Source organism: Baia soyae, from assembly GCF_004341445.1.
GTDB lineage: Bacteria > Bacillota > Bacilli > Thermoactinomycetales > Thermoactinomycetaceae > Baia > Baia soyae.
In genome coordinates this window covers 1-24,544 of record NZ_SLXV01000029.1, presented here as the reverse complement: position 1 = coordinate 24,544, position 24,544 = coordinate 1, and the positions used below count along the sequence as shown (strand labels likewise).

27 protein-coding genes and 1 rRNA gene are annotated in these 24,544 nt (G+C 42.9%); 2 read left to right on the top strand and 26 right to left on the bottom strand.

Annotated elements, in window-relative coordinates:
• Positions 1-13 precede the first annotated feature (13 nt).
• From EDD57_RS09560 to EDD57_RS09545, 4 genes are read right to left on the bottom strand one after another with little or no spacing between them, the layout of a single operon-like run.
• A complete protein-coding gene (locus EDD57_RS09560) occupies positions 14-760 on the bottom strand; it encodes an N-acetyltransferase (protein ID WP_131849234.1) in 747 nt (248 codons plus the stop codon).
• A 17-nt stretch (positions 761-777) separates the two neighbouring features.
• A complete protein-coding gene (locus EDD57_RS09555) occupies positions 778-2,112 on the bottom strand; it encodes a nucleotide sugar dehydrogenase (protein ID WP_131849233.1) in 1,335 nt (444 codons plus the stop codon).
• A gap of 13 nt (positions 2,113-2,125) precedes the next feature.
• Complete coding sequence (locus EDD57_RS09550; RefSeq protein WP_131849232.1) at positions 2,126-3,229, bottom strand: DegT/DnrJ/EryC1/StrS family aminotransferase; 1,104 nt, start codon at positions 3,227-3,229, stop codon at positions 2,126-2,128.
• A gap of 22 nt (positions 3,230-3,251) precedes the next feature.
• A complete protein-coding gene (locus EDD57_RS09545) occupies positions 3,252-4,289 on the bottom strand; it encodes a Gfo/Idh/MocA family protein (protein WP_131849231.1) in 1,038 nt (345 codons plus the stop codon).
• A 309-nt stretch (positions 4,290-4,598) separates the two neighbouring features.
• Here EDD57_RS09545 and EDD57_RS14420 point away from each other — a divergent pair, with 309 nt between their 5' ends.
• The gene (locus EDD57_RS14420) at positions 4,599-4,745 is read left to right on the top strand and encodes a hypothetical protein (protein ID WP_165873749.1); all 147 of its coding nucleotides are present in this window, start codon (positions 4,599-4,601) and stop codon (positions 4,743-4,745) included.
• Between the two features lie 48 nt (positions 4,746-4,793).
• On the opposite strand, the gene fabZ is transcribed toward EDD57_RS14420, so the two are convergent.
• The 21 genes from fabZ to EDD57_RS09440 form a co-directional block, all read right to left on the bottom strand.
• Complete coding sequence (fabZ, locus tag EDD57_RS09540; RefSeq protein ID WP_131849230.1) at positions 4,794-5,237, bottom strand: 3-hydroxyacyl-ACP dehydratase FabZ; 444 nt, start codon at positions 5,235-5,237, stop codon at positions 4,794-4,796.
• Positions 5,238-5,253: 16 nt separating this feature from the next.
• Positions 5,254-6,579, bottom strand: a complete 1,326-nt coding sequence (locus EDD57_RS09535) for an NAD-dependent malic enzyme (protein ID WP_131849229.1) — start codon at positions 6,577-6,579, stop codon at positions 5,254-5,256.
• 93 nt (positions 6,580-6,672) lie between these two features.
• Positions 6,673-7,194: a CDP-alcohol phosphatidyltransferase family protein gene (locus tag EDD57_RS09530; protein ID WP_131849228.1), complete on the bottom strand. Its 522-nt coding sequence runs from the start codon at positions 7,192-7,194 to the stop codon at positions 6,673-6,675.
• Positions 7,195-7,258: 64 nt separating this feature from the next.
• Complete coding sequence (locus tag EDD57_RS09525) at positions 7,259-7,909, bottom strand: DNA-directed RNA polymerase subunit beta (RefSeq protein WP_131849227.1); 651 nt, start codon at positions 7,907-7,909, stop codon at positions 7,259-7,261.
• A 263-nt stretch (positions 7,910-8,172) separates the two neighbouring features.
• Positions 8,173-8,463 (bottom strand): sporulation transcriptional regulator SpoIIID, encoded by a 291-nt coding sequence (gene spoIIID / locus EDD57_RS09520; protein ID WP_131849226.1) that lies wholly within the window; start codon positions 8,461-8,463, stop codon positions 8,173-8,175.
• 116 nt (positions 8,464-8,579) lie between these two features.
• Positions 8,580-9,248, bottom strand: a complete 669-nt coding sequence (locus EDD57_RS09515; RefSeq protein WP_131849225.1) for a M23 family metallopeptidase — start codon at positions 9,246-9,248, stop codon at positions 8,580-8,582.
• A gap of 121 nt (positions 9,249-9,369) precedes the next feature.
• Positions 9,370-10,509: a stage II sporulation protein D gene (gene spoIID, locus EDD57_RS09510; protein WP_165873748.1), complete on the bottom strand. Its 1,140-nt coding sequence runs from the start codon at positions 10,507-10,509 to the stop codon at positions 9,370-9,372.
• Positions 10,510-10,669: 160 nt separating this feature from the next.
• Complete coding sequence (murA, locus tag EDD57_RS09505; protein WP_131849223.1) at positions 10,670-11,968, bottom strand: UDP-N-acetylglucosamine 1-carboxyvinyltransferase; 1,299 nt, start codon at positions 11,966-11,968, stop codon at positions 10,670-10,672.
• Between the two features lie 20 nt (positions 11,969-11,988).
• The gene (locus EDD57_RS09500) at positions 11,989-12,720 is read right to left on the bottom strand and encodes a YwmB family TATA-box binding protein (RefSeq protein ID WP_131849222.1); all 732 of its coding nucleotides are present in this window, start codon (positions 12,718-12,720) and stop codon (positions 11,989-11,991) included.
• 73 nt (positions 12,721-12,793) lie between these two features.
• On the bottom strand, positions 12,794-13,039 hold the full coding sequence (locus EDD57_RS09495) for a DUF1146 domain-containing protein (protein WP_131849221.1): 246 nt from the start codon (positions 13,037-13,039) through the stop codon (positions 12,794-12,796).
• 245 nt (positions 13,040-13,284) lie between these two features.
• Complete coding sequence (locus tag EDD57_RS09490) at positions 13,285-14,811, bottom strand: NADH-quinone oxidoreductase subunit N (RefSeq protein WP_165873747.1); 1,527 nt, start codon at positions 14,809-14,811, stop codon at positions 13,285-13,287.
• Positions 14,812-14,816: 5 nt separating this feature from the next.
• Positions 14,817-16,304 (bottom strand): complex I subunit 4 family protein, encoded by a 1,488-nt coding sequence (locus tag EDD57_RS09485; RefSeq protein ID WP_131849219.1) that lies wholly within the window; start codon positions 16,302-16,304, stop codon positions 14,817-14,819.
• A complete protein-coding gene (nuoL, locus tag EDD57_RS09480; protein WP_481170253.1) occupies positions 16,301-18,163 on the bottom strand; it encodes an NADH-quinone oxidoreductase subunit L in 1,863 nt (620 codons plus the stop codon). The genes EDD57_RS09485 and nuoL overlap by 4 nt, the downstream gene beginning before the upstream one ends.
• A gap of 14 nt (positions 18,164-18,177) precedes the next feature.
• Complete coding sequence (gene nuoK, locus EDD57_RS09475; protein WP_131849218.1) at positions 18,178-18,483, bottom strand: NADH-quinone oxidoreductase subunit NuoK; 306 nt, start codon at positions 18,481-18,483, stop codon at positions 18,178-18,180.
• On the bottom strand, positions 18,483-18,989 hold the full coding sequence (locus EDD57_RS09470; RefSeq protein ID WP_131849217.1) for an NADH-quinone oxidoreductase subunit J: 507 nt from the start codon (positions 18,987-18,989) through the stop codon (positions 18,483-18,485). The genes nuoK and EDD57_RS09470 overlap by 1 nt, the downstream gene beginning before the upstream one ends.
• Positions 18,989-19,441 carry an NADH-quinone oxidoreductase subunit NuoI gene (gene nuoI / locus EDD57_RS09465; protein ID WP_131849216.1) on the bottom strand — a complete coding sequence of 151 codons (453 nt, stop codon included), beginning with the start codon at positions 19,439-19,441 and terminating at the stop codon, positions 18,989-18,991. Before nuoI ends, EDD57_RS09470 begins: the two co-directional genes overlap by 1 nt.
• A 29-nt stretch (positions 19,442-19,470) precedes the next feature.
• Positions 19,471-20,445, bottom strand: coding sequence for an NADH-quinone oxidoreductase subunit NuoH (gene nuoH, locus EDD57_RS09460; RefSeq protein ID WP_131849215.1), 975 nt, complete (start codon positions 20,443-20,445; stop codon positions 19,471-19,473).
• Entirely contained in the window at positions 20,446-21,543 is a 1,098-nt protein-coding gene (locus EDD57_RS09455; protein ID WP_131849214.1) for an NADH-quinone oxidoreductase subunit D, read from the bottom strand.
• A 2-nt stretch (positions 21,544-21,545) separates the two neighbouring features.
• Positions 21,546-22,349, bottom strand: coding sequence for an NADH-quinone oxidoreductase subunit C (locus tag EDD57_RS09450; RefSeq protein ID WP_131849213.1), 804 nt, complete (start codon positions 22,347-22,349; stop codon positions 21,546-21,548).
• On the bottom strand, positions 22,342-22,863 hold the full coding sequence (locus EDD57_RS09445) for a NuoB/complex I 20 kDa subunit family protein (RefSeq protein ID WP_072331468.1): 522 nt from the start codon (positions 22,861-22,863) through the stop codon (positions 22,342-22,344). The genes EDD57_RS09450 and EDD57_RS09445 overlap by 8 nt, the downstream gene beginning before the upstream one ends.
• A complete protein-coding gene (locus EDD57_RS09440; protein WP_131849212.1) occupies positions 22,854-23,228 on the bottom strand; it encodes an NADH-quinone oxidoreductase subunit A in 375 nt (124 codons plus the stop codon). The genes EDD57_RS09445 and EDD57_RS09440 overlap by 10 nt, the downstream gene beginning before the upstream one ends.
• A 499-nt stretch (positions 23,229-23,727) precedes the next feature.
• Between EDD57_RS09440 and EDD57_RS09435 the strand changes: the two genes are divergently transcribed.
• Positions 23,728-24,087: a hypothetical protein gene (locus tag EDD57_RS09435; protein ID WP_131849211.1), complete on the top strand. Its 360-nt coding sequence runs from the start codon at positions 23,728-23,730 to the stop codon at positions 24,085-24,087.
• A 365-nt stretch (positions 24,088-24,452) separates the two neighbouring features.
• Here EDD57_RS09435 and rrf read toward each other — a convergent pair.
• Positions 24,453-24,544 (bottom strand): 5S ribosomal RNA (rrf, locus tag EDD57_RS09430); the annotation flags it as partial.

Below are 24,544 nucleotides of genomic sequence, written 5' to 3'. Positions count from 1 at the left end.
GCTCCTACCTCAACTACTCTTGATTTTCTAATAATTCACGGGCTGGTACATCACGTAGCACACGCGCTGGCACCCCTACATACACTTTCTTTTCCTCTGTATCACGGTGTACAACGGCGCCTGCCGCGATAAAACTCTCTTCTGCTACAACCACACCCGGTAGCAAAATAGACGCTCCACCAACACGTGCGCCTTTCTTGATGTGCGCTCCTTTTACAAACTGGAAGCGTTCTTTCGTACGCCCCATAAAATTATCATTCGTAGTCGTCACAGTCGGAGCGATAAAGACCTTTTCCTCAATCGTGGTATAAGCGGTAATGTATGAATTGGTTTGAATCTTTGTAAAGGAGCCAATGGAGACTTGATTCTCGACCGCTACTCCACGTCCGATGACCACGCGATCCCCAATCTCACACTTTTCTCGTACAGAGGCTTGGTCACCGATCATACATTCCTTCCCAAAAGAAGAACCACGATATAAAACCGTGTTTGCCCCAAGGGTTGTCCCGTCTCCGATCTCAAGAGCAGGTAACGAAGCATCTACCTTCACCGTTGACGCTTTCGCAGGTCTCGGCCAACGCCCTACGACGCAATTATCAGAAATAAATACATCATCACCAACCACAGTTCCTGCATGAATCGTGACATTGTTCCCGATCATAACACGATCCCCTAATACAACGCCGTCCTCAATAACCGAAAAATGGCCGATGGAGACATCTGTCCCCATCGTCGCACGTTCATGTACGAAATTGTTCATGAGCCCACACCCACTTCTTATAATTTTTCGTAGTCTGCCTGAATGTCGGAAGTAGAAATACCTACACCTTTAAAAGCATTACGTGTATCAAAGATCACTTTCGATTCTCGTGCAATCAATTCATAATCAAAGGCACTGTGATCCGTAGTAAGCAGTACCAGATCCGCATTTTGCAAACGCTCTGCTGTCAGTTCTACTGTTTCCACCGTTTTTGCATCTGCACTATGTGAGAAGCGGAAAGAGGGTACATGTGGGTCAACTACTTCAACGTCCGCTTTATAAAGCTCAAGCAACTCTAAAATCGGAAGCACCGGAGACTCACGCATATCATCGATATCTTTTTTATAAGCCACGCCAAGTACAAGTACTTTAGAACCTGCGAGTGCCTTTCCATATCGATTTAAGATTTTCATCGAACGATCTACCACAAATTCTGGCATTGCATTATTAATTTCACCTGAACATTCGATTAAGCGAGTGTGATAATTATATTCACGTGCTTTCCAAGTCAAATAGAATGGGTCGATTGGAATACAGTGTCCACCTAGCCCTGGTCCCGGATAGAACGCCATAAATCCGTATGGTTTGGTCTTAGCGGCATCGATCACTTCCCAGATATCGATCCCCATCTTATGACAGAGAATCGCCATTTCATTGGCAAGTCCGATGTTAATGTTACGGAAGGTGTTTTCGAAAATTTTCTCCATTTCCGCTACTTTCGGACTCGATACTTCGTGAACTTCCCCTTCTAATACCGCACGGTACATCGCAGCTGCTACCTTCGTACAATCTGCTGTCACACCGCCTACTACTTTTGGTGTGTTTTTGGTATTAAAGGTTTTATTACCCGGATCGACACGTTCTGGAGAGTAAGCTAGATAGAAATCTTGACCTATTTTCAAGCCAGTTGCTTCTAAGATCGGGCCTACTACTTCCTCTGTTGTGCCTGGATAGGTTGTACTTTCTAAGACAACTAACATTCCCGAATGTAAATATTTCGCGATATCTTTACTAGATGACTCTACATACGAAACATCTGGCTGTTGATATTTATCCAAAGGAGTAGGAACGCAGATCGCTACTGCATCGACTTCCCCAATCTTAGAGTAATCCGTCGTTGCCATAATCTTGCCACTGGCCACTAACTCTTTTAATTCTTCATCGACAACATCACCGATATAGTTAATGCCTTGGTTTACTTCATCCACACGATGTTTTAACACATCAAAGCCGATGACACGAAATCCTGCTTTTGCTTTCTCTACTGCGAGTGGTAAACCCACATAACCAAGCCCTACTACTCCGATCACAGCGGATCGATTCTCTAATTTCTCTAGTAACACGTTTGTCACGCTGGGTACCCCCTTATTTATAGAACTTTTTAATGGTATCCACGATATAGTTCATATCTTCATGAGATAGCTCTGGGTAAAGCGGAAGAGCAAAAGTACGTTTCGATAAGTATTCCGATACTGGCATACTACCTTCGCCTTGACCCAAATCTTTATACACTTCTTGTAGATGAAGCGGAACTGGGTAGTATACCCCTGTGGAAATGCCATGCTCCCCTAGATACTTCATTAACTCATCGCGTTGTTCAGCTTGTACAATATACAAGTGGTAAATATGCTTACGATCTGGTGCTTCGTAAGGTGTCACAAGCGGAGTATCTTTTAATAGCTCATTATAGATAGTCGCTTTTTCTCGACGTGCATCGTTCCACTGATCGAGATGGCGTAGTTTAATACGTAGCGCAGTCGCCTGGATCTCGTCTAGACGGCTGTTATAACCAATCATGCTGTGATAATATTTCGGGCTACTACCATGAACGCGAAGAATTCGGATTTTCTGTGCAAGCTCATCATTATTCGTTACAACCATCCCGCCATCACCATAGCCACCGAGGTTTTTGGTTGGGAAGAATGAATAGGTTGCCGCATCGCCCCAAGAACCGATCATTTGACCTTGGAACTGAGACCCCATCGCCTGTGCAGCATCCTCTAAGATATAGATGCCTTTTTCCTCTGCAATCGCGCGAAGTTCGTCCATATTAGCAGGTTGACCAAAGATATGAACTGGGATGATTACTTTCGTTTTATCTGTAATTTTTGCTTTAAGTTGCTCGATATCTAAGTTATAGGTCTCTGGATCTACATCCACAAATACAGGTGTACCCCTTACTTGCGATACGGTTTCCGCAGAAGCAAAGAAGGTAAATGGAGTTGTGATCACTTCATCTCCAGGCCCAACACCCATAGCATCTAGAGTTAGTACAAGCGCGTCTGTCCCGTTTGCTACTCCAATCGCATGTTTCACTCCGATATACTCAGCTACTTCTTTTTCCAATGCTTTTACTTCAGGTCCAAGAATATAAGCTCCACTTTCAAAAACGTTTTCTACAGCTGCAAGAACTTCTTCACGAATAGTAGCAAATTGTGCTTTTAAGTCCAATAAAGGAATTTTTTTCATTTTAAAATACCCCTTTTATCATTTATTTGGTTAAAATATTTCGTTTTAACGTACTCATTTTGATTGGTTTACCTGATTCAGCCGACATCTGACAAGCTACAACTAAGCCAAGTGCAGCACGGCCTTCTGTGCCAGAGACAATCGGAGTACGGTCTTCTGTAATCGCAAGTGTCATATCGCGAATAATACACTCATGACCCGGCATGCCCCATGGATCTTGTGTAATTTGCTCTTTCACTTGTGCCACTTCCTCTTCCGTCAGACCTTCAAAGTCCCACGTCTTAATCCAGTTCGCAGTTGGGCCACCCACAACGGCGCTACCTTTTTCACCAAAGATGCTTAATGATTCTTCTAAGTTCTTCGGATAAATCGTAACTGCCGCTTCTAGCACGCCGAGTGCTCCATTTTGAAAGCGGATCACAGAGATAGAAGTATCTTCTGCTTCAATCTGACGAATCCGGGTCGCGTCGTATGTATAAACTTCATCCACGTCCCCCATCATCCATAGAAGCAAGTCCATATTATGAATCGCTTGATTCATCAGGACTCCACCATCCATCGCTTTGGTTCCACGCCAAGGCGCTTGATCATAATATGCTTGATTCCGATTCCATCGAACGGTTGCGTTGGCATGACCGATGGTCCCGAATTTTTCATTTTCAATTTGTTTCCGTAGTTCTACGATAGCCGGGCGGAAGCGGTTTGGATGGACCACTGCCATCTTGACACCATTTTCCTCACACGCGTCAATCATCCGATCAGCATCTTCTAGCGTTAACGCCATTGGCTTTTCGACGATGACATGCTTCTTAGCTTCAGCCACTTGGATCGTAAGCGCAGGATGCAGACCACTTGGTGTACAAATCGATACAACATCGATGTCCGCTTTTAACATGTCAGCCAGATCCGTATATCCGATGACTCCATCGATTGTAAATTCCTTTAAACGCTCTTCATTCGTGTCACATACTGCCACAAGAACAGCTCCAGGATCAGCTTGAATCGCTGAAACGTGCTTCTTAGCAATATGACCACAGCCTACAATACCATAGCGTACCATAGATCTCCCTCATTTCCGACAACTTGTTCCATATATAGATATTCACTCTCATTGTACCTCTAACAAACGATGATTTACGTCCCTAATGTTACAGAAAGATTACAAACTACAGTCTCACTGTAACATAACTGAAATCTTTTGGATAGCACACTACAAAGGAGTGCACTTTTTCAAATATGTATTATAAGTTACCCACAATCTCTGGAATCTTCCATAGTATGAGCCGTATAAAACCCTATTTAACAATCGCAAACTACCTGTGAACACTTGTACATAGTAGCACAGCATATCGTCAGGAGGGATGTAACGATGGAAAACCATGATTCATGGGAGATGGAGTTAGAACTCAATATCGATGAGTTTCAAGAACAACCCTTTACAGGCATCCGTAATTCGTTACTTTTTAGCTCCCTACTGTGGGTCCTGCTCTATACGCTCATCTATCCATTCAGATAAAGAAAAAGGAGAGGTCGCTACGACCCCATCCTATCCTCTACTTCTATTTTATCCTTGGCTTGCTACATCGATAATCGCAAACATTAATTCCCCTGATGCGACCACTTTTCCATCAACGGTCGCCGTACCTTTTCCTTTACCGATACTTCCTTTAAAACGAGTTAATTCCACCTCTAAGCGCACTTGATCCCCCGGAACAACTTGTCCACGAAAACGAAAACCGTCAACCCCTGTAAGGAAGCCCGTCTTCCCTTTGTGCTCCTCTGAAGTGAGAACTGCCAATGCTCCAACCTGAGCTAACGCTTCTACGATCAACACACCCGGCATAACTGGATAATGGGGAAAGTGCCCTTGGAAAAATGGCTCGTTTATTGAAACATTTTTGATGCCGACTGCACGAACATTCGGTTCACATTCCAACACACGATCCACTAATAAAAAAGGATATCTGTGTGGAATCGTCTCTTTAATCTTATCGATAGCCCATTCCATAAACAAACCTCATCTCTTATTTACTTGATTCCTCTTTCATCACTGCCATCTCGACTGCTTCTGCCACAATTTGATGTGCTCTTAAATCGAGTGGGTGAGGAACTAACTGGCCTGGCTTGGTATGGTTTGATATTGCAGTAGCAGCTGCTACTAACATATCATGGGTAATCCGTTTTGCTCCAGCGTTTAATGCTCCACGGAAAATACCTGGGAATCCAAGAACATTATTGACCGATCGTCCATCCGCCGCAAACAAAGCCCCTGCTTTGATCGCCTCATCTGGCTCGATTTCTGGTTTTGGATTCGAAAGAGCTAGTATGACTTGTCCCTTTTTAATCCATTCTGGCTTAATTAAATTAGGTACACCCGTCGTAGCGATCACGATATCACACTTCTCCATGATTTCTTCCAGCGAGCGAGCAGGTGTTCCGCCATACATAGCTAATCGATCTAAGGCAGCTGGTTGACGATCGACTCCGACCATTTCTTTTACGCCGTAAGCCATGAACATCCGACAAATCGCTAAGCCCGCAGCACCTAGTCCAATTTGCCCTACAACCGCTTCTTTTAAATTAACGCCTGCACTACGACACGCAGACATAACAGCCGCGAGTGTCACAACAGCCGTACCATGTTGATCATCGTGCATCACAGGGATATCAAGATCTTTAATCAGACGCTCTTCAATTTCAAAGCAGTGCGGGGATCCAATATCCTCTAATAAAATACCGCCGAACCCTTTTGAAATCCGCTTCACCGTTGCGACGACTTCATCCGGATCACTGGTGTCTAGTAGGATTGGAATGCCACTAATCCCTGCAAGACGATCGAATAGGGCCGCTTTCCCCTCCATTACAGGCATTCCTGCCAAGGGGCCAATATTTCCAAGACCTAAAATAGCCGTTCCATCTGTAATGATTGCAACGGTATTTCCTATGCTTGTATAGTATTGAGCCAAAGATGGATCTTCTTCAATCGCACGGCACACATTGGCAACACCAGGCGTATACACTTTTCGCAAGTCATCGATGGAACGTATATCAAAGCGGCTACTCATATGAATCTTACCGCCCTCATGGGCGTGAAGAACATCATCAGAGACCGCTCTTACATGAATCCCTTCCCCTAACTGCTCCACAGCCGCTATTGCTGTCTCTAATTGTTCTTCACTTTCGCATTGTACGGTAATATCTCGCACAGTCGAATAGGGTCCTATTTGTCTCGTTTTAATCTCGCCAATATCACCACCAAATAAGCCAATGGCGGTTGTCACTTTCCCTAAATTCCCTGGTTTTGATGGTGTTTCAACAATAATGGTGCGGGTTACATTTCTTGCTCCCATGTTGCACCCTCCTAATTTTATGTATACAAGAATGATGTCGCAAAGAGAAAGAATCGGGGTTCATCGCCCCGATCCCTTTATTATTCACATTTCTTACTCATTTACCACTTTTAGTTGGAACATATAAAACAAAGCCGTGATATAGGAAAGCCCGATGACAATCCATAACATAGTTGAGGCATACGGAGCATCAAACATAACCATAAATAACACGAGATAAGAAAGTACCGTTGTCATCTTCCCTAGAAAGTTAGCAGGTACCGTTTTCCTACCTTGGAAATGGACGATCGCTCCATAGACAATCATGCCCAGATCGCGGAATAGGATGGCAAATGCTGCTTCCCATGAGATTTTATCTGACAGTAATAAGGATAGAAAGATGGCCATTAACATACACTTATCCGCAAGTGGATCTAACATAGCACCCATTTGCGTTACTTGATTATTACGTCTAGCTAGATACCCATCTACTACATCGGTCAGGCCCGCTAAGAAGATAATCCCGATCGCCCAGCAAAGGCGTGCTGGTGAAGGAATGTCCGAGAAGAATATGAGCAAGTAAACTGGAACCAATAGAAAACGAACCAACGTCAACAGATTGGGCACATTCAACATAGTCCCTCCTAAGTAGTGGTTTGACACGAAGAAACCCCGTCTACTTAAGCGGGATTTAAAGGGGTTACTTCTGATAAATTAAGTTATATAAGTGTTCCCACGAACTCCAGCTAAATATGTCTGAAATGGGCTTCCCACCAATCATGGTATTCCCGATCACTAGACCCGTCATTAATGCCGCTATCAATAATACCGGAATCCAGAGAATTTTTATAGCTACTTTCAAAGGACTTCTTTTCGTTTCTGGGTTTATTTCTTCGACTACTTCTGCATCATGGTCTATATTTTCTACTAATTCTTGTTCATTATCATGCGCATCAAATGAATTTTTCACAACCTCATCCTGCACATGTTCTTCCTTCTCCAGATCTTCTATATCCTCAACTACAGTCGTGCTTTCTTCTTTTAGAGGCGTTTCCACTGCCGCAGAAGCTTCCTGAAGCTGTTCAAGATCTACCTTATACTCTTTAAAATCAAGAGGGCTTAGTGTATCTTCAAAATTCGCAAGCTTGTCCGCTTTAGAATCTTCGCTCCCTTGCTCTTCTTCCTCTTTTTTCGATTCTTTAAACTCGTCCTCCACAGCTTCGTCTGTGCGCTTTTCTTCCTCTTTTTGACTCCACTTTAATTTACCGACCATCACACGATCCTCTTGGGTATCATCTGTGTGATTTGTTTCATTCATCTCTAACTCTTTCTCTCGATCTAATTGAGTCATTTTTTCTACCTCTCCAAAAGCAGATAATTTTTTGTAAACCTAAGTCTATCTTAGTCCTGTCTATATAAATAACGAATGCTGTCTTATACAGCAACTCTTTACGATCATAAATAGAATATATCCTAGAAAAATCAGTACGTCTAGATTCATCTGTGACGACTCTGTTAGATTGTACCATAAATTTGAACACACCGGAGGATTCCTTTTATTGTCATTTCGTCAATTTTGTTACATAAAAAGTACTACCCCGGTGCAGTTTGAACTCAGATCTTTACTGCTTCTTTCAAACGGGACTCTTTGATATTTGGCTTTCTTTTATATTTGATCTTCGTAGCTTCTCCACCTCTAAGGTGACGAATAGATTTATGATATTCCAATATTTCTTTTACTTGATTTGCCAAATCAGGATTTATCTCTGGTAATCTTTCCGTTAAATCCTTATGAACCGTACTTTTGGAAACTCCAAATTCTTTGGCAATCGAGCGAACTGTATTTTTTGTTTCTACAAAGTATCTTCCAATTTTTATAGTGCGTTCTTTTATATAATCATGCATCGATTCCGTCCTCCCTCCCCTCATTTCTTGATAAAGTATATGAGGCAAAAATGAGGTTATTCTTCGAATTTGGACAGGAATAGAAAAAACCCACTATTTCGTGGGCTTTTCTTATATTACTTGATAAATTGTTCTGGGTTTTGAGGTTGGCTATTCTTTCTTACCTCGAAGTGTAGGTGATTTCCATCAGCTTGTTCAAACTTGTTCATACCCGCTTGCCCAAGAACATCTCCTTGGCTCACGACTTGTCCCACTTTTGCGGAAGCGGCCGATAAACTTTGGTAAATGGTAATCAAGCCATTCTCATGTTTCACTTCTACTTGCAAGCCTACTACTGGATTGGTTTCTACTCTGGTCACAGTACCGCCCAATGTAGCTACCACATCAAACGTCTTTCCATCTTTTCGTGCAAAATTTACACCCGTATTCCGATAGAAAGTACCTTGATAATTGATAAGAGCTAGCTCTTTATCTTTGCTAGTCATTTTTTCATCATAAAACTTCTTGGTGACCGTCACTTCGGAATTGGATGCTACAGGCATTCCCATCATTTCAGCAGTGGATGGTTTTTCTACGGGTAAGATGGTATCAATCGATGGCATATTTTTGCTTACGTCTTTGCTGACTGTCCCCTGTACCAGCCATACTCCGCCTAGTACGATCGCGACAACTGTTAAATACACAGCGGGAAAGAACCATTTTTTCGTAAGGAGTCTTTTCCACGCAAGTTGGCGTTTGTTTTGATTCAAGAAGGATACCTTCGTTTTTGGATCCTCTATTTTCATAAGTTTCTCACCTCTGACTACATTGTCGACGTGAAAAACTCATTTTATACCTAAGTTGTTAAATTTTTGGTATATTGCGAGTGGATGAAAATCATTATAGTTTGGTGATAGTTATGAGACACTACTTCTTCTCAAACTCACTAATCTGAATACCTTGATAATAATGCTTAACGATTTTGTCCGCTTTTGCACCCGTCTGCGCCATTAGATTAGCACCCCATTGGCTAAGACCTACCCCGTGACCATAGCCATATGTAGTAAATGTAATCTTGTCGCCATCTTGCTTCCAAGTAAAGTCAGAGGAAGCGAGTCCAAGAGCTTCACGCACTTCTCTACCAGAAAAGCTCTTATCACCAATACTCAAATTAGCAACACGGTTCCCCGTTGTCTTCTTCACGACTTTCATTTGGCTTCCGGCTTGGAATGCCGATACTGCCACATCTAACGGCTTTTTCGTTTGATTCTCCAGTTTGGAAAAGACTTCAGATAGAGGGAATGTAGCTTCTCGCTCAAACTTAGGGGAGGAACGATCCCATGATGAGTCAACACTGACGAGATATGGGTACTTAGCCGTAAAGTATTCCTCAGAGTTTTCAGTTCTACCATTACTTGTAGAGAAAAACGCGGCATAAATCGGCTTGCCCTGATAAGTTAAAATCTGCCCTCTCGTTCCTTCAATAGCCTGTTTTATCTTCGTCTTATACTCTTGATAGCGGCCTTTCCATTGATTTCTTAATTTGTCATCTGTTGAATAAGCTTGATGTTGCACCGTATCCGTTACGTCTGCTAATTGATGAGGAAGCCCATATGATGTTAGGCTCACCGTAGAGCCTTTTTCCAAGCGATTAACCACAAAAGTCCGTGCCGCCATCGCTTGTGCTTTAAGTGCTTCCACCTCAAACGTAATTGGCATCTCTGCGGCAACAACCCCCTCTAAGTAGGTCTCCAATGGAAGGGAGATCACTTTCTTCTCTTTAGACAAATACACCCGTACATTTGGATTATAAGTATTCGCCTTCTTCGAGTCTGTTACTTGGGCCTGTGCTTTCTGCGTACCAGGACTCATTTCCTTCTCATGCCTTCCTTGCCCAGCCACAACAGGTTCCCCATTTGACCCAAATCCCACCAGAACCGCCGGGATCGCCAATAATAATAGAAAGCCCGCGATGAAGAGGAGGATCATCTTTCCTTTAAAAATAAGCCTCTTATTTCCCCGTATACGTCTCCATCTAGTCAACCATGTTTCCTTAAACGATTTCATCTTCATCCCCCTTGTCTTTCTGTCTACACTACTCTATGGGTTTCGTCAGGACTCTAGAACTGAGTTTAATAGATTTCAAAATTGGGGAATAGACAGAGGAGATTGTATAAACTCACAAAAAGCACGCCGCTCTATAGCAACGTGCTTCTCAAGAACAACCTTATGCAAAAGTTACTTGTTGTACTTTCTCTGCCTCTTCACCGATTTTTACTCGGGAGATGGTAGCGCCTAGCTTTTGTAACTTCCCTACTAAATCTACATAACCACGATCAATGTGCTTTAGTTCAGTCACTTCAGTAATTCCATCAGCAACTAATCCTGTAAGTACTAAGGAGGCACCTGCACGCAAGTCCGTTGATTTAACTTCAGCTCCAGATAGTTTATAACCACCCTCGATTACAGAGGAACGACCATCGATTTTGATATGTGCATTCATACGCTTAAACTCTTCTACATGCATGAAGCGGTTCTCAAATACAGTTTCCGTAATCATGCTTGTTCCTTTTGCGGTTAACTGAAGCGCCATCATCTGCGATTGTAGATCTGTTGGGAACCCGGGATATGGTAGAGTCTTCACATCAACTGGCTTTAGATCTCCTTTTGCGCTTACATGGATGCCGTTATCTCCATCTAGCACACTTACTCCCATCTCTCGCAACTTCGCGATGAGAGGTACTAAGTGCTCAGAGATAGCTCCCTCTACAAATACATCACCACGCGTGATTGCCGCAGCAACCATATACGTGCCGGCTTCAATTCGATCTGGGATGACTGTATGCTCGGTGCCACGCAAGAAGTCGACTCCATCAATCCGAATCTCATCCGTACCCGCGCCACGCACTTTAGCTCCCATCGCATTTAGCAGGTTCGCTAAGTCTACGATTTCTGGTTCACATGCTGCATTTCCGATCACCGTGCGCCCCTCAGCCAATGTAGCCGCCATCATTAGATTTTGAGTCGCTCCTACACTAGGGAAATCGAGATAGATATCCGCACCTTTTAAGCGATCTTCTACAAATCCTTCTACACACCCATGTGCAACTTCAAATCGAACACCCATCGCTTCAAAACCTTTAAGGTGAAGATCAATTGGACGAGAACCAATCGCACAACCACCAGGTAAGGGGATACTAGCATGTTTTTTACGAGCCAAAAGCGGTCCCATCACTAAGATAGAAGCACGCATTTTCCGAACTAACTCGTATGGAGCAGCTGTATTCGATAACTTCTCTGCATTAATCGTTACAGAATCCTCTCCTAAACTTGCTTCTACTCCTAGACTGTTTAATGTTTCGGTAATGGTTTTTACATCTTCCAATAACGGAACATCTTCAATGTGGACACTTCCTCTAGACGCTAAAAGTGATGCCGTGATGAGTGGAAGGACTGCATTTTTGGCCCCATGAACTTTTACTCTACCCTTTAGTCTAGCTCCACCCTGTACAACGATTTTTTCCAATGATCTTCCCTCCGCTTGATCTAATATTCTATGGTGATAATCGGTGTCCCCATAGTAAGGACCGCCCGATTGGTCTGATAGTTCCAGCGCGCAGAAACTTGTAAATTCATTTCGCCGCCTTGTGTAACAATGCCAGATCCCCATCTCGGTATAAAATAGGAGATACTAACCGTTTGTTCTGTTTTCATTTCTTCAACTTGAGTTGCTCCAAAAGGCTTCGTCGTAGATTGAACCAAGCTTTTTAATTCACTCGCTTGCTTCAAATCGACCTCTCCTTGAATCGAGAAATGAAGACTTGGAGTCATCCCGAACGCTTCGCAAATTTGCTGAAATTGTTTTCGATATTGTGGTAAACGAGCATCTGGTGTACCCGTTCCTCTCAGTTCCAATGATACATATGGCTTTTTCTTGGTCTCTGTTGGCTTATCATCTACGACTCGAACCGCTACTTTTAAAGAAGGCGAGAGTTGATGGTCACCTTGGTAACGCACACCGTCTGCACTCCGATAGATCTGTAAGTCTTTTCCATGAAATTCACCATTCAGTCGTTTCGCTAGTCCTTCCACCTCTTGTGAGGTGAACAACTGGTTGGTTCGACTTCCATGATGAAGCACAAATAAAGATGGAATCGCTCCGGTAGTCTGGTAATGATCTAAGATTTCTTGAATCGAATCATTTTGAGCTTGGGTATTTCCCATCAACAAGACACAAAGTACAATCCAAACCAGAGACTTCCCCCACTTGGCCTTCATCCCTCATACCCCTCACGTACACAGAATTTTCTCACTATCATTGTGTACATGAAATCTCCAAACTATACCCATACTAAGAAGATATAAGGCTAGGAAGCCAACGCGACCATGTCAAATAGTCCAAGATAAACCGTGCTAACAAATGTCCTAATATAACCGATAAAAAGATCATCATCCATTTCACTTGATACGCTTGTTTCACTCGTAAAATAGCCTCAATCCGGACATTTAGCAGGAGACGCCACGCAAGTACAATGCAAAAGAGCGATACTAAAATAGATAATAAGGACTGGAAACCAATTGATGCCGCTCCGTTCATGCTATGCACCCCTTTTACGTCTTGTTCTCCCCGCAATAAGCCTATGGTATCGCAAATTCCAATCGGAATCAAAGAAATCCTGCGTTTGACTTAATTTTGCTATATTTCGAAGTTTCCTTTTTAAAAACCAACTACTAGTTTAATCTTTTTTCATCTATGACGCAAACAGTTAATAAATCGGCTCATCATACAAATTTTGTAAAATGAACATTTGTATGATGAGCCGATTCGTTTTCGAAAAAGAATCAGTTTTTCAATTGTTGAATTCCCTCTAATGGAATCAAACCATATCCCCATTTTACTGTTTCTAGCTTACTTAATAAGAGATCTGGCATGATTCCAAACCCGATCGTTCCCAGTACTACTACAAGGATCGTGAGAGCTGAAAAGAAGGAGATGGGTACCTTTTGATCAGAAGTTGCTTTCTCGACAAACATCCGTTGTACAATCCGGAAGTAGTAATAATACGAAATCACAGTTGTAACAAGCAAAGTACTGATTAATAGCCACATCTGGCCCGAAGCAAATGTATTTAATGATAAGTTTACTTTTCCAATGAAACCTGCTGTAAGCGGTATTCCCGCGAGTGAGAATAAAAAGAGCGTCATCGCAATCGCGAGCCCTGGAGATCGTCGAACCAAACCATCAAAGCTGGTAAGTTCCTCATTCCCCGTATCTTTGGATACAACATGTACAATCGCAAATGCACCGATAGTCATTAACATATAAACGACTAGGTAAAAACCCACACTAACAAAGATTAAGTTAGATTGTAAGCTTGGAAAGATAATGAACAGGTAGCCCGCTTGCGCAATTCCGGAGTAAGCCAGAATCCGCTTCACATTCTGCTGTCTAAGGGCAACTGTATTCCCAACAATCATGGAAACAGCGGCCAAAATCGCCAAGGCCCACATTATATTCTCCCCCCACACTTCCGAACGGAGAAGGGGATACATGCCAATTAATAAAAAGCGAATCAAGAAAAGGATGCCTGCTGCCTTCGATACGACCGCTAAGAACGATGCAACAGGGGAAGAAGCACCCTGGTACACATCTGGCGCCCACATATGGAAGGGAGCGAGCGAGATTTTAAAAGCAAATCCAACTAACATCAGACAAAGACTCGCTACAATAAAGAGGTCCGATTGGGTACTCTGCACGACTTCTGCCAGACTCTGTCCCAAAGTAAACAAATTCGTCGTCCCCGATAACCCATAGAGAAACGAATATCCATATAAGAAGAAGGCCGAGGATACGCCTCCGTATATGACATATTTCCATCCAGCTTCTGTCGAGAGGCGTTCGTGCTTTCTCATCCCCACCAAGATATAGGAAGAGATACTTAATAGCTCCAAGCCAATAAACAACGTGATCACATCGACAGAGGAAGCTAAGAACATCGCTCCTAATAAGGCTGAAAGCATTAAGATATACTCTTCCGCAATATAGCGATCGGTCTTATCCCCCTTCTTCCGATCCATCGCAACAAGCAGGATCAAAGCGGTCGCTGTTAAGAATAGAAGCTTAAACACGAGAGACATTGGATCTAGGCGATATGTTCCAAATAGGATTTCTGCTGGTTTTAGCGGCAGTTGACTTACTACAAACGCTAAGGATCCCAGAATACTCGCTAAACCAATAAAGCCAAACCATCTACGCGATATAGATGCAGGTAGAACCAAGTCCGTCAAGAGAAGCAGGACAATTCCAGCGATAATGGTTGTTTCAGGTGTCAATAGAGACCACTCTATCTGTTCAAATACCTTATTCATCATCCTTACCCCCCTATCTGAATGGTCTGCTGAAGTTGGTTTCCAATCCAGTCTGGATCAATCCCCATCCAAATCGATAGGATGACTAGTAGCAACATCGGTAGCCATTCCCTCACTTGGATATCTTGTACATGTTGAAAGCGAGTTACAGCCTGCCCGTAGGTTACTTTTAACAAGGCCCGTAAAGTGTAAGCCGCTGCTATGATAAATCCAAGGGAACCGATAATCGCTATCTGTGGATTTACTTGATACACCCCTAAGAATGCTATGAATTCACTTACAAAGCCCGATAATCCTGGAAGACCCAATAATCCCATAGCCCCTACCATTAACAAGCCTGATAGAATCGGCAGTTGCTTCGCCAGCCCCCCTAATTCAATCAATTCAGTCGTACGTGTACGTTCTACTAAACTGGTAACGAGGAAGAAGAGAAGCGCCGATATGATTCCATGGGAAACGGCCTGATAAATCGCTCCTTGCATCCCTGCCTCAGTCAAAGAAGCCAAACCAATTACGAGAATGCCCATATGGCTCACACTCGAATACGCAATTACACTTTTTAGCTCTTTTTGAGAAAAAGCAAGTACAGCTCCGTATAGAATACCAATCAAACCCAGAATCATCAGCCCCGTTGCAATTTGTGCAAAGAGCGTCGGGAATAATCCAGCACCGAAACGAATCATGCCATATGCGCCCATTTTTAGTAGAACACCCGCATGAATCATCACCACAGGCGGCGGTGCCTCCACATGAACTTTTAACATCCAGGTGTGGAACGGGAAAACAGGTAATTTAATGGCAAATGCAATCATGAAGCTAAGAAAAATTCCCCATACGAATGTAGTAGCCTCGGGAGGAAGTCCACCTAAATCCACTTGTGCAAAAACGGCTTTGATTTGATCTAGTTCAAGAGTGCTCGTGAAAGCCAACAAACCGACGATGGCAAAGAGGAGAAAAGCAGAACCAAACCCGTTATACAGCAGGAACATATACGATGCTTTTTTCTTTTCCAAACCACCCCAACCACTAATGAGAAGGAATAGAGTAACCAGTGTCATTTCAAAAAACAGGAAGAAGAGAAGTAGATTTTGGGAAGCAAATACACCTAAAACACCCACTTCTAACAACAAGAGCAAAGAATAATATAGCTTCGTCTTCGTTGTAATGTATAGTGAAGCGATCCCAGCAAATAAGGAAATCGACGCAGTAAGCAACAGCATAATAGCGGATAAACCATCTACACCTAAGTGATAAAACAGCTTCATCTCGCCAATGTGAAACCATTCTACCTTTTGAGTCCATTGAAGTCCGCTTGCCCCATTATCCAATCGTTGATAGAGATAAATACAGAGAGCAAGTGAGGGAAGCATCGCGAGTAAACCAATCGTACGGTGCCAAGATGTTTTCCTACTCGGTAAGACAGCCAGGATCAACAAGCCAACCAAAGGAGCAAATACAATGAGACTCAGGAGCCAGTGCTGTAGAGCATTCATCCGATCAACCTCCCGAACACCAAACTAACAAATAAAATCAAGAATGCAATGAGACTTACCAATACATACGTTTGATTCTGCCCGTTTTGCATCATGGAACCCAATCTTCCTATGGACATCGTTCCCCAGCCCACAAATCGAACGATTCCACCTACGACAAAACGATCAAATCCATTTAGGAACCATGCAACTACCTTCAGCGATGAGACAAACACCACCTGATAAAGCTCGTCAATCCAATATTTCCGATACGATACCTGATAGAGCCAAGAAAGCCGCTTAGCCAATCCTTCAGCTGACCCCTGTCTCCACACATATAGAAAGGTAGCAAGTAGGATTCCTAGCAAGGATGCCCCCACTGCTGAACCATTTAACCACAGCGGAGCATGACCCGGTAACTTCGTTATATGAGTAATCGTTTCAGCACTCAGATTCGTAGTTGGAAAAGAAAAGAATCCTCCAACGATCGAACACACTGCTAAAACTGCTAAGCTCACTTTCATACTCCACGGAATGGAATGAACTTCGTGTTTCTCACGGGATTTTTTAGCAAACACCAGATAAAATAGACGGAACATGTAAAAGGCTGTAAAAAACGTGGTAAGTAGCGCAATCACTAACAAGTCTTTCTTACCCGATAACTGAATCGCATACAGGATTTCGTCTTTAGAGAAAAATCCTGAGAACGGCGGAATCCCTGCAATTGACAGACATCCGATTAAGAACGGAATACTGAGCCACTTAGAATGCTTCCATAACCCGCCCATTTTACGAATGTCTTGCTCATGATGCAAGGCGACAATCACCGCGCCAGCTGCTAGGAAGAGGAGGGCTTTGAAAAATCCATGTGTAAGCAGATGGAAGCTACTTGCATAGACAGAACCTACACCCATACCCAGCATCATAAAGCCCAGCTGACTAACGGTCGAATATGCTAAAACTCGTTTGATATCGTTCTGTGTAACCGCGATCGTGGCCGCAAATAGGGCTGTAAATCCACCAATATAGGCCACAGTGGTAAGTGCAACCTCTGAACCCGCAAATAAGAAGAACAGATTCCCTACTAAGTAGACTCCTGCCGCAACCATCGTGGCCGCATGGATGAGGGCACTTACTGGAGTCGGCCCTTCCATCGCGTCAGGCAACCAAGTATGTAATGGAAACTGGCCCGATTTCCCTACGGCCCCTACAAAGATGAGAATCGCCACCGTTGTTAAGGCCCCACCTGTCAATACACCCGAACCAACCGCATCTTGAATCACTCGTAGGTCAAAACTACCTACCTTTTGAAAGATCATAAAGATCGCGATCAATAAACCAATGTCACCAATCCGCGTAACGATAAACGCTTTTTTAGCTGCTTCCTTTGCTTCCGGTTTAAAATACCAAAATCCTACCAGTAAGAAGGAACACAAACCTACTAGTTCCCAGAAGAAATAGATTTGTAATAAATTGGCTGAGATTACGAGGCCTAACATCGAGCTGGTAAACAGAGAAAGGTATGCATAAAACGTGATAATGCGAGCATCATCCTTCATATATCCCATGGAATAAATCTGCACCAATAAACTAACGAGTGATACTAAGAAAACCATCACGATGTTTAATGGTTCTAACATAAAATCAAGGTACAGCGGTTTCCCACCTATCGAAAACCACTGGTATTTCGCCGTTTGAATCACACTTTGCTGGAAAACCCCTATCCAAGCTAGATAGACAGCGAAACCGAATGAAACGCCAATCCCTATCAGACTTAACGCAACCGCAAGTCTTTTCTCAATCACATCGCGTAAGGCAATGAGAAGGACAAACGCGATCAACGGAAAAAGAGGTAAAACCCATGCCCACGTGAACATCATGCTTCATACCACCTCTATCCCTTCAATAAATTAAATTTCTCAGCATCGATTGTTTCTCGATTGCGATAAATAGCAAACAAAATCGCAAGACCCACTGCCGCTTCTGCAGCAGCAACCACCACATTAAATAACGCAAATACTTGCCCGTTCAAATTAGGCACAAGACCCATTTTTGAAAATGTCACCAAATTGATATTGGCGGCATTTAGCATTAGTTCCAGTGAGAATAGCACGATCACTGCATTCCGTTTGGTCAACACGCCCATAAGTCCAATGACAAATAAGATGGCGGCAAGCGCTAGATAAGAAGCTATTAACATTACTCCTGCCCCTCTTTCTTGGCAATGATAATCGATCCAATTAGAGCAACCAATAACAGGATCGAAGCAAGTTCAAACGGAATCATATAGGTTCCAAAGAACAATTCACCGATCTTCTCAATCCCATATCCCTTGGTATCTACAGCGTCCGAGACAAACGTAGCTCCCCGTGATAAAAGGACCAAACTCACTAGCAAAACTCCAGCACCTGCTATACTTAGCCCGTAGTGAATGGGACGATTTAGCTTTTCTTCTGTCTCTTTATGTCTCGTCATCATAATTCCAAATAACATTAAAATGGAAATGGCCCCTGTGTACACCATAATTTGAATAACAGCTAAAAAATCAGCGTTTAGCAAGAAGTAAATTCCCGCAATGCTGAGGAAGGTAAATGCCATTGAAACGCCCATATGAACGACATTCGTGAAGAAAATCATAAAGACGGCTCCACAGATCGCTAAAATAGAGAGAATAAAAAACGCAATAAATTCGCCCGTAATCTCCATTACTTCGCCCCCCCTGCAGCCCCAGGCGGTTTACTAGACATGTTTTCTTGACGGATATTTTGATTGTTATCATGCAACCACTGCATATTCTTGAATAGATCATCGCGGCTATAAGTCGCTAATTCAAAGTTATTGGTCATCACAATCGCTTCTGTGGGACAAACTTCTGTACACAAGTCGCACAAAATGCAAATTTCAAAATTTATATCGTAGATTTCAATTACTTTTCCCTTTTTCTCAGGGTCTGGATTTCTCTTTCCTGTGAGCGTAATACAATCAGTTGGACAAACCAACGCACATTGATTACAAACGATACATTTCTCCGCATCAAAGTGCTGAATCCCTCGAAATCGATCTGGAACGGGAATGGGTTCCGCAGGGTAATTATAGGTAACTTTCGGCTTCGTCATGTTTTTTAGTGTGACGCCAAGCCCTTTCAACAATCCAAACATTCTGTTCCACCTACCTTGTCTCAATCAAATCAATAAAATGACGAAAGAACGGGTATTTCTTTGAAGATCGCTGTTAAGAAAATATTGAGAAGCGATAATGGAAGCAGTACTTTCCAAGCAAACTGCATGAGTTGGTCTACCCGTAATCGTGGCATCGTGGCTCGAATCCAAAATAACGAAAATACCACCAGCGAAAACTTTAGTAGGAACCACAGAATTCCAGGAATCATCGTCAATCCAAACAATGGAAGCCATCCTCCTAAAAAGAGGCACGTGGTAAGCGATGCCATCGCAAATACGTACACATACTCCGCAAGCATAAAGAAAGCAAAGCGAAAGCCTGTATATTCCACGTGATATCCAGCTACTAGCTCCGACTCCGCTTCTGGTAAATCAAAAGGCGTTCGATTTAGCTCCGCCAATGAAGCGATGAGAAAGATCAGAAACGCTAAAAATTGCGGCACGATAAACCAAACTTTTTTCTGAGCTAGGACGATATCGTTTAAATCAAGAGATCCCGTGGTCATCACGATTCCGACCACCGAGAGTACGAGCGGAATCTCATAACTAATCATCTGTGCTGCTGAACGCATTCCACCGAGTAATGAATATTTATTATTCGAAGCCCAAGCTCCTGTCAAAATTCCAATAATGGTAATACTGGAGATCGCAATGTAATACAGAAGCCCCACCGCAAAATCACCAAACTGCCATGATTCTGTAAAGGGAATGACGGCTAATATAGCAAATGCCGGCACAAATGCAATAATCGGCGCTAATTTGAACAAAGCGCGATCTGCTTTCCCTGGTACGATATCCTCTTTCAGCAATAGCTTTGCTACATCCGCAATCGTTTGAAATAATCCCCATGGGCCTACTTGGTTGGGACCAGGTCGATTTTGAATCCATCCGATGACTTTACGCTCAAACAAAATGGCATATGTCACAAAGCCAAGTAACAGAAGCATTAAGATGATCGGACCGAGATAGAAGAACAAGTCCATTTACCCATCCACCTCTCCCAAAATAATATCGATCCCACCTAAAATCGCAACCAGGTTTGAAATATTCTCTCCTTTTAGTAGTTCTGGCAAGATCTGAAGGTTGTAAAAGGATGGGCGACGGAATTTCAAACGCCAAGGCTTATTCTTCCCATTGCTGACGATATGACAGCCTAATTCTCCCCTCGGGGACTCCACACCTGTATAAACCTCCCCCTCTGGCACACGGAGTACTTTCGGCACTTTCCCCATAATGGGTCCTTCTTTAATCACATCCAGAACTTGTTTCACAATTTTTAACGACTCTTCAATCTCCTGCATACGAAGATGATATTTATCTAACACATCACCTGTTTCACCAGTTGGAATCTCAAACTGAAACTGATGATATAACGAATACGACTGATGTTGCCTTAAATCCCAAGGAACACCTGTCACGCGGAGATTACTTCCCGATAAAGCATAGGAAAGTGCTTGCTCCTTTGTATAAATCCCAATCCCCCTAGTCCGCTGGAGGAAAATATCATTCCCTGAGATCAGGTCATGGTAAGTAGCCAATTCCTTTTGCATATATAGCACAAATTCTTCTACCTTCTGAAGCCAACCCTCTGGGGCATCCCACTTCACTCCGCCTACGCGCATGTAGTTATAGGTCAAACGCGCTCCACAAAGCTCATTAAATAGGTTCAAAATGGTTTCTCGATCCTGGAAGCAATAGAGGAATGGACTCATCGCACCTAAGTCAAGCAGATACGTTCCTACCCAAACCAAATGGCTCGCAACCCGATTTAGTTCCATGGTAATCATACGGAGATACTCTGCACGCTCAGGGACCTCTAGACCCATTAACTTCTCCGTTGCATGAACCACCGCATAGTTATTCGTCATCGCTGATACATAGTCGAGACGATCCGTATAAGGGATGATCTGTGTGTAAGTTAAATCTTCCGCTAACTTTTCCGTTCCACGATGCAGGTAACCTACCACTGGATCAACCTCACGGATAATCTCTCCATCAATCTTGATGACCAGACGTAAAACTCCGTGGGTACTAGGATGCTGTGGACCCATATTTAATAGCATTTCTTCTGTACGTAGCATGCTCACACCCCCTCATCATACGGAACATAATCTTTACGTAGCGGATGCCCTATCCACTGATCTGTCAGCATAATTCTGCGCAAATCAGGATGTCCCTCGAATATAATCCCCATCAAATCATACGCTTCTCGTTCATTCCAGTTTGCAGCATCCCAAATATCAGCTACTGAATCCACTTTTGCTTCTGCCCGATCTACTTTTACTAGCACTCCAAGGCGTTCTTTGTGCGGAAATGAAAAGAGATGTACGACCACTTCCAAATGGGTTTCATAATCCACAGATGAGAAATTCTGCACATAATGAAACTGACAATCCGGATGATTTCGTAAATGTAGCGCGAGAGTACGCCACCACTCACTTTTTACAACCAAGGTGGGTAAATCATTATTCGCTCGATTAATAAAAGCGTCCTCTAAATGCTCCGATCCTTCCAGCTCCTTAAGCTTGACCACAAACTTATCCAGCCAAGGTTGTTTGCGGGAAGGCTCTAACGGCTTCTCTTCCGCTGGTTTCTTCGCCGCTGGACGTGGTGTAGCTGCTGGTTTCTTAGGAGGAACAGATGCCGCCTGCGGCTTCGTTACAGCATTCTCTCTACTCTCCTGTTTCGGTGGAGTATTAGGTGAACTTTTAATTCCTTGTTCTTCATTCGCCAGTTTCACAGCTTCCGCATTCATCTGTTGAGATGTGGTGTTGGACAAAGTTTGAACTCCTTGCTCTTCACTTGCCTCTTCATTCTTCACAGCTTCCTCCCCCATGATATTGGTAGCCTTTGTTTCTTGAGTAAGCTCTTTTTCTTGATCACTCACGGATTGTCACTCGCTTTCCGTGCTTCGCTTCATAGCGAATCTTTTCTTGTAATTTGTGGATTCCGTATATCAACGCGGCTGGATTAGGGGGACAACCAGGTATGTACACATCAACCGGCACAATTTGGTCGACACCTTTTACTACCGAGTAGGACTTAATATAAGGTCCGCCTGCGGTCGCACAAGAACCCATCGCAATAACCCACTTAGGTTCCGGCATTTGATCATATAATCTACGTAAAAGCGGTGCCATTTTCTTCGTTACCGTACCTGCTACAATCATCACATCCGACTGACGAGGAGAAGCACGGAAAATGACTCCAAAGCGGTCCAAATCATAGTGCGAGCCACCTGTCCCCATCATTTCAATCGCACAACAAGCAAGGCCAAATGTAAGCGGCCACAAAGAATTGCTACGAATGAGAGATTTCATTTGCTCTAGATTCGTAGTTAGCACATTTCGCTGTAGCTCTTGTTCCTCAAACGGAGAAAAATCCTCAAAATTTACTCCCATTTCAACACCTTCTTTTTCCAAGCATAGGCGAGGCCTAATACCAAAAGCCCAATAAAGATAAGCATTTCATACAAAACCCATATACCTAATGTAGCCCGTAGAGAGTCATATGCGACTGCCCATGGATAGAGAAAAATAGTCTCCACATCGAAAATAACAAAGAGAAGAGCAAATAAATAATAACGAACGTGGAACTGTACCCATCCCTCTCCAGTTGGATCTACACCACTTTCGTACGTGATTGCTTTGCGAGAAGATGGTTTATTTGGTCTTAGCCACTTCCCAACTGTCAATGCTACTACAGGTAGTAATATCCCGAGCGCAATAAACCAAGCAATCGTTAGAAAACTAGCCTCTAACTCCATGCAAAGCCCTCCCTAGCCTATCACCTATATATGTCCTTCTAACAAACTATGCGTGAAACCTGACTCTAAACAACAAAATCATGAAACATTAATGACAAACTAGAATCAATAGAATGATTTTATATATTGTTTTGAATCATTAATAATGATTATAGCAAAAGGCTAAAATAGTGTCTAATTTGTTGATATAGTGTATCTAAAAAAAGTAGATTTCTTTTTGGGAAAATGGTGGTAGTCCATTAGTTAGTTAGGTAGTTAGCTAGGTTTAACCCCAAGCTTAGTGATTATTGATTATTGGGTAATCGAGGGCTGGATCCTCCGCTAAGGCAGGTGCAAAACTCAAACATTAATTTATGAATAATTTAAAATAATTTATGGACACAGTTTTTTATTGTGTGATATATTCTAGAAAGTTTCTTTCCTGCTATTTAGATAATTTACAAGCCAACGCTAAATTGAATTGATAAGAAACAACCTAACCAGAAAGAAGGAATGGCAAATGAAAAAAGGAATCGTGGCAGCATTAGGATCTCTCCTTTTACTATCTCAAACTGTCCATGCTAGTGAAGGAATGATACTTGGCAAGCAAGATCGTGTAGTATTCTCTCAGGCATATAATCTAGATAAATATACCTACTTTGGTTGGGATGTACAGGCTGGTCAAGATACTCGTTACTATGTTCAATATGAAATCGTGAAAAATGGGAAAGTAGTCAAAACAGGCTATCTGAGAAAAGGAGAAACAGCAAACGGAATGGAGCCAAAAGGCCCTGGTGAGTATTTACTCGTTTTGAAATGCCAAAACGGATACAGCCAAGGATGCTCCGCAACTGGCAATGTTGTTCTCGCTATGGAGTAACCGATTGTCAGTACTTAACGGTTCTTGTTTGATGACACTATAAAACTCCCTCTAGGATTAGATATTGTGGTTGTTTCCACGCATTCTAAACCTAAAAGGAGTTTTTATTTCTTGTCTCGCGCGATATAATACTGTACTGGTTATGATGAAATGAAATAAGAATTCATCTCTACTTATCACCGATAAAGGAGCTTGGAGAGCTTCTGTGGAAAAGGGATACCTTGTTACGACAATGATAACTTCAAGAAGGATTTTCTCTCACTGCTGTTTCAAGGACCACTTAATAAATATGGATGTTTCTTGACATAGTAAAAGAAGCATCTAGTTTATCCAAATGGACTAGATGCTTCTTTTACTATGTATATGCCTGGCGACGTCCTACTCTTCCAGGACCCTGCGGTCCAAGTACCATCGGCGCTGGAGGGCTTAACGGTCGTGTTCGGGATGGGAACGAGTG

Excerpts from the sequence above, each read along its gene's own strand:
- EDD57_RS09495 (WP_131849221.1), bottom strand. The coding sequence starts at position 13,039 with ATGAACGGAGCGGCATCAATTGGTTTCCAGTCCTTATTATCTATTTTA.
- EDD57_RS09455 (WP_131849214.1), bottom strand. The coding sequence starts at position 21,543 with ATGCTACGTACAGAAGAAATGCTATTAAATATGGGTCCACAGCATCCT.
- EDD57_RS09550 (WP_131849232.1), bottom strand. The coding sequence starts at position 3,229 with ATGAAAAAAATTCCTTTATTGGACTTAAAAGCACAATTTGCTACTATT.
- EDD57_RS09525 (WP_131849227.1), bottom strand. The coding sequence starts at position 7,909 with ATGACTCAATTAGATCGAGAGAAAGAGTTAGAGATGAATGAAACAAAT.
- EDD57_RS14420 (WP_165873749.1), top strand. The coding sequence starts at position 4,599 with ATGGAAAACCATGATTCATGGGAGATGGAGTTAGAACTCAATATCGAT.
- EDD57_RS09560 (WP_131849234.1), bottom strand. The coding sequence starts at position 760 with ATGAACAATTTCGTACATGAACGTGCGACGATGGGGACAGATGTCTCC.
- EDD57_RS09485 (WP_131849219.1), bottom strand. The coding sequence starts at position 16,304 with ATGAATGCTCTACAGCACTGGCTCCTGAGTCTCATTGTATTTGCTCCT.
- nuoL (WP_481170253.1), bottom strand. The coding sequence starts at position 18,163 with ATGATGTTCACGTGGGCATGGGTTTTACCTCTTTTTCCGTTGATCGCG.
- EDD57_RS09445 (WP_072331468.1), bottom strand. The coding sequence starts at position 22,863 with ATGGGAGTAAATTTTGAGGATTTTTCTCCGTTTGAGGAACAAGAGCTA.
- EDD57_RS09515 (WP_131849225.1), bottom strand. The coding sequence starts at position 9,248 with ATGAAAATAGAGGATCCAAAAACGAAGGTATCCTTCTTGAATCAAAAC.
- EDD57_RS09545 (WP_131849231.1), bottom strand. The coding sequence starts at position 4,289 with ATGGTACGCTATGGTATTGTAGGCTGTGGTCATATTGCTAAGAAGCAC.
- fabZ (WP_131849230.1), bottom strand. The coding sequence starts at position 5,237 with ATGGAATGGGCTATCGATAAGATTAAAGAGACGATTCCACACAGATAT.
- EDD57_RS09530 (WP_131849228.1), bottom strand. The coding sequence starts at position 7,194 with ATGTTGAATGTGCCCAATCTGTTGACGTTGGTTCGTTTTCTATTGGTT.
- nuoK (WP_131849218.1), bottom strand. The coding sequence starts at position 18,483 with ATGTTAATAGCTTCTTATCTAGCGCTTGCCGCCATCTTATTTGTCATT.
- EDD57_RS09490 (WP_165873747.1), bottom strand. The coding sequence starts at position 14,811 with ATGAATAAGGTATTTGAACAGATAGAGTGGTCTCTATTGACACCTGAA.
- spoIID (WP_165873748.1), bottom strand. The coding sequence starts at position 10,509 with ATGAAATCGTTTAAGGAAACATGGTTGACTAGATGGAGACGTATACGG.
- EDD57_RS09500 (WP_131849222.1), bottom strand. The coding sequence starts at position 12,720 with ATGAAGGCCAAGTGGGGGAAGTCTCTGGTTTGGATTGTACTTTGTGTC.
- EDD57_RS09470 (WP_131849217.1), bottom strand. The coding sequence starts at position 18,989 with ATGGAGATTACGGGCGAATTTATTGCGTTTTTTATTCTCTCTATTTTA.
- EDD57_RS09440 (WP_131849212.1), bottom strand. The coding sequence starts at position 23,228 with ATGGAGTTAGAGGCTAGTTTTCTAACGATTGCTTGGTTTATTGCGCTC.
- EDD57_RS09435 (WP_131849211.1), top strand. The coding sequence starts at position 23,728 with ATGAAAAAAGGAATCGTGGCAGCATTAGGATCTCTCCTTTTACTATCT.
- nuoH (WP_131849215.1), bottom strand. The coding sequence starts at position 20,445 with ATGGACTTGTTCTTCTATCTCGGTCCGATCATCTTAATGCTTCTGTTA.
- EDD57_RS09535 (WP_131849229.1), bottom strand. The coding sequence starts at position 6,579 with ATGGGAGCAAGAAATGTAACCCGCACCATTATTGTTGAAACACCATCA.
- nuoI (WP_131849216.1), bottom strand. The coding sequence starts at position 19,441 with ATGTTTGGATTGTTGAAAGGGCTTGGCGTCACACTAAAAAACATGACG.
- spoIIID (WP_131849226.1), bottom strand. The coding sequence starts at position 8,463 with ATGCATGATTATATAAAAGAACGCACTATAAAAATTGGAAGATACTTT.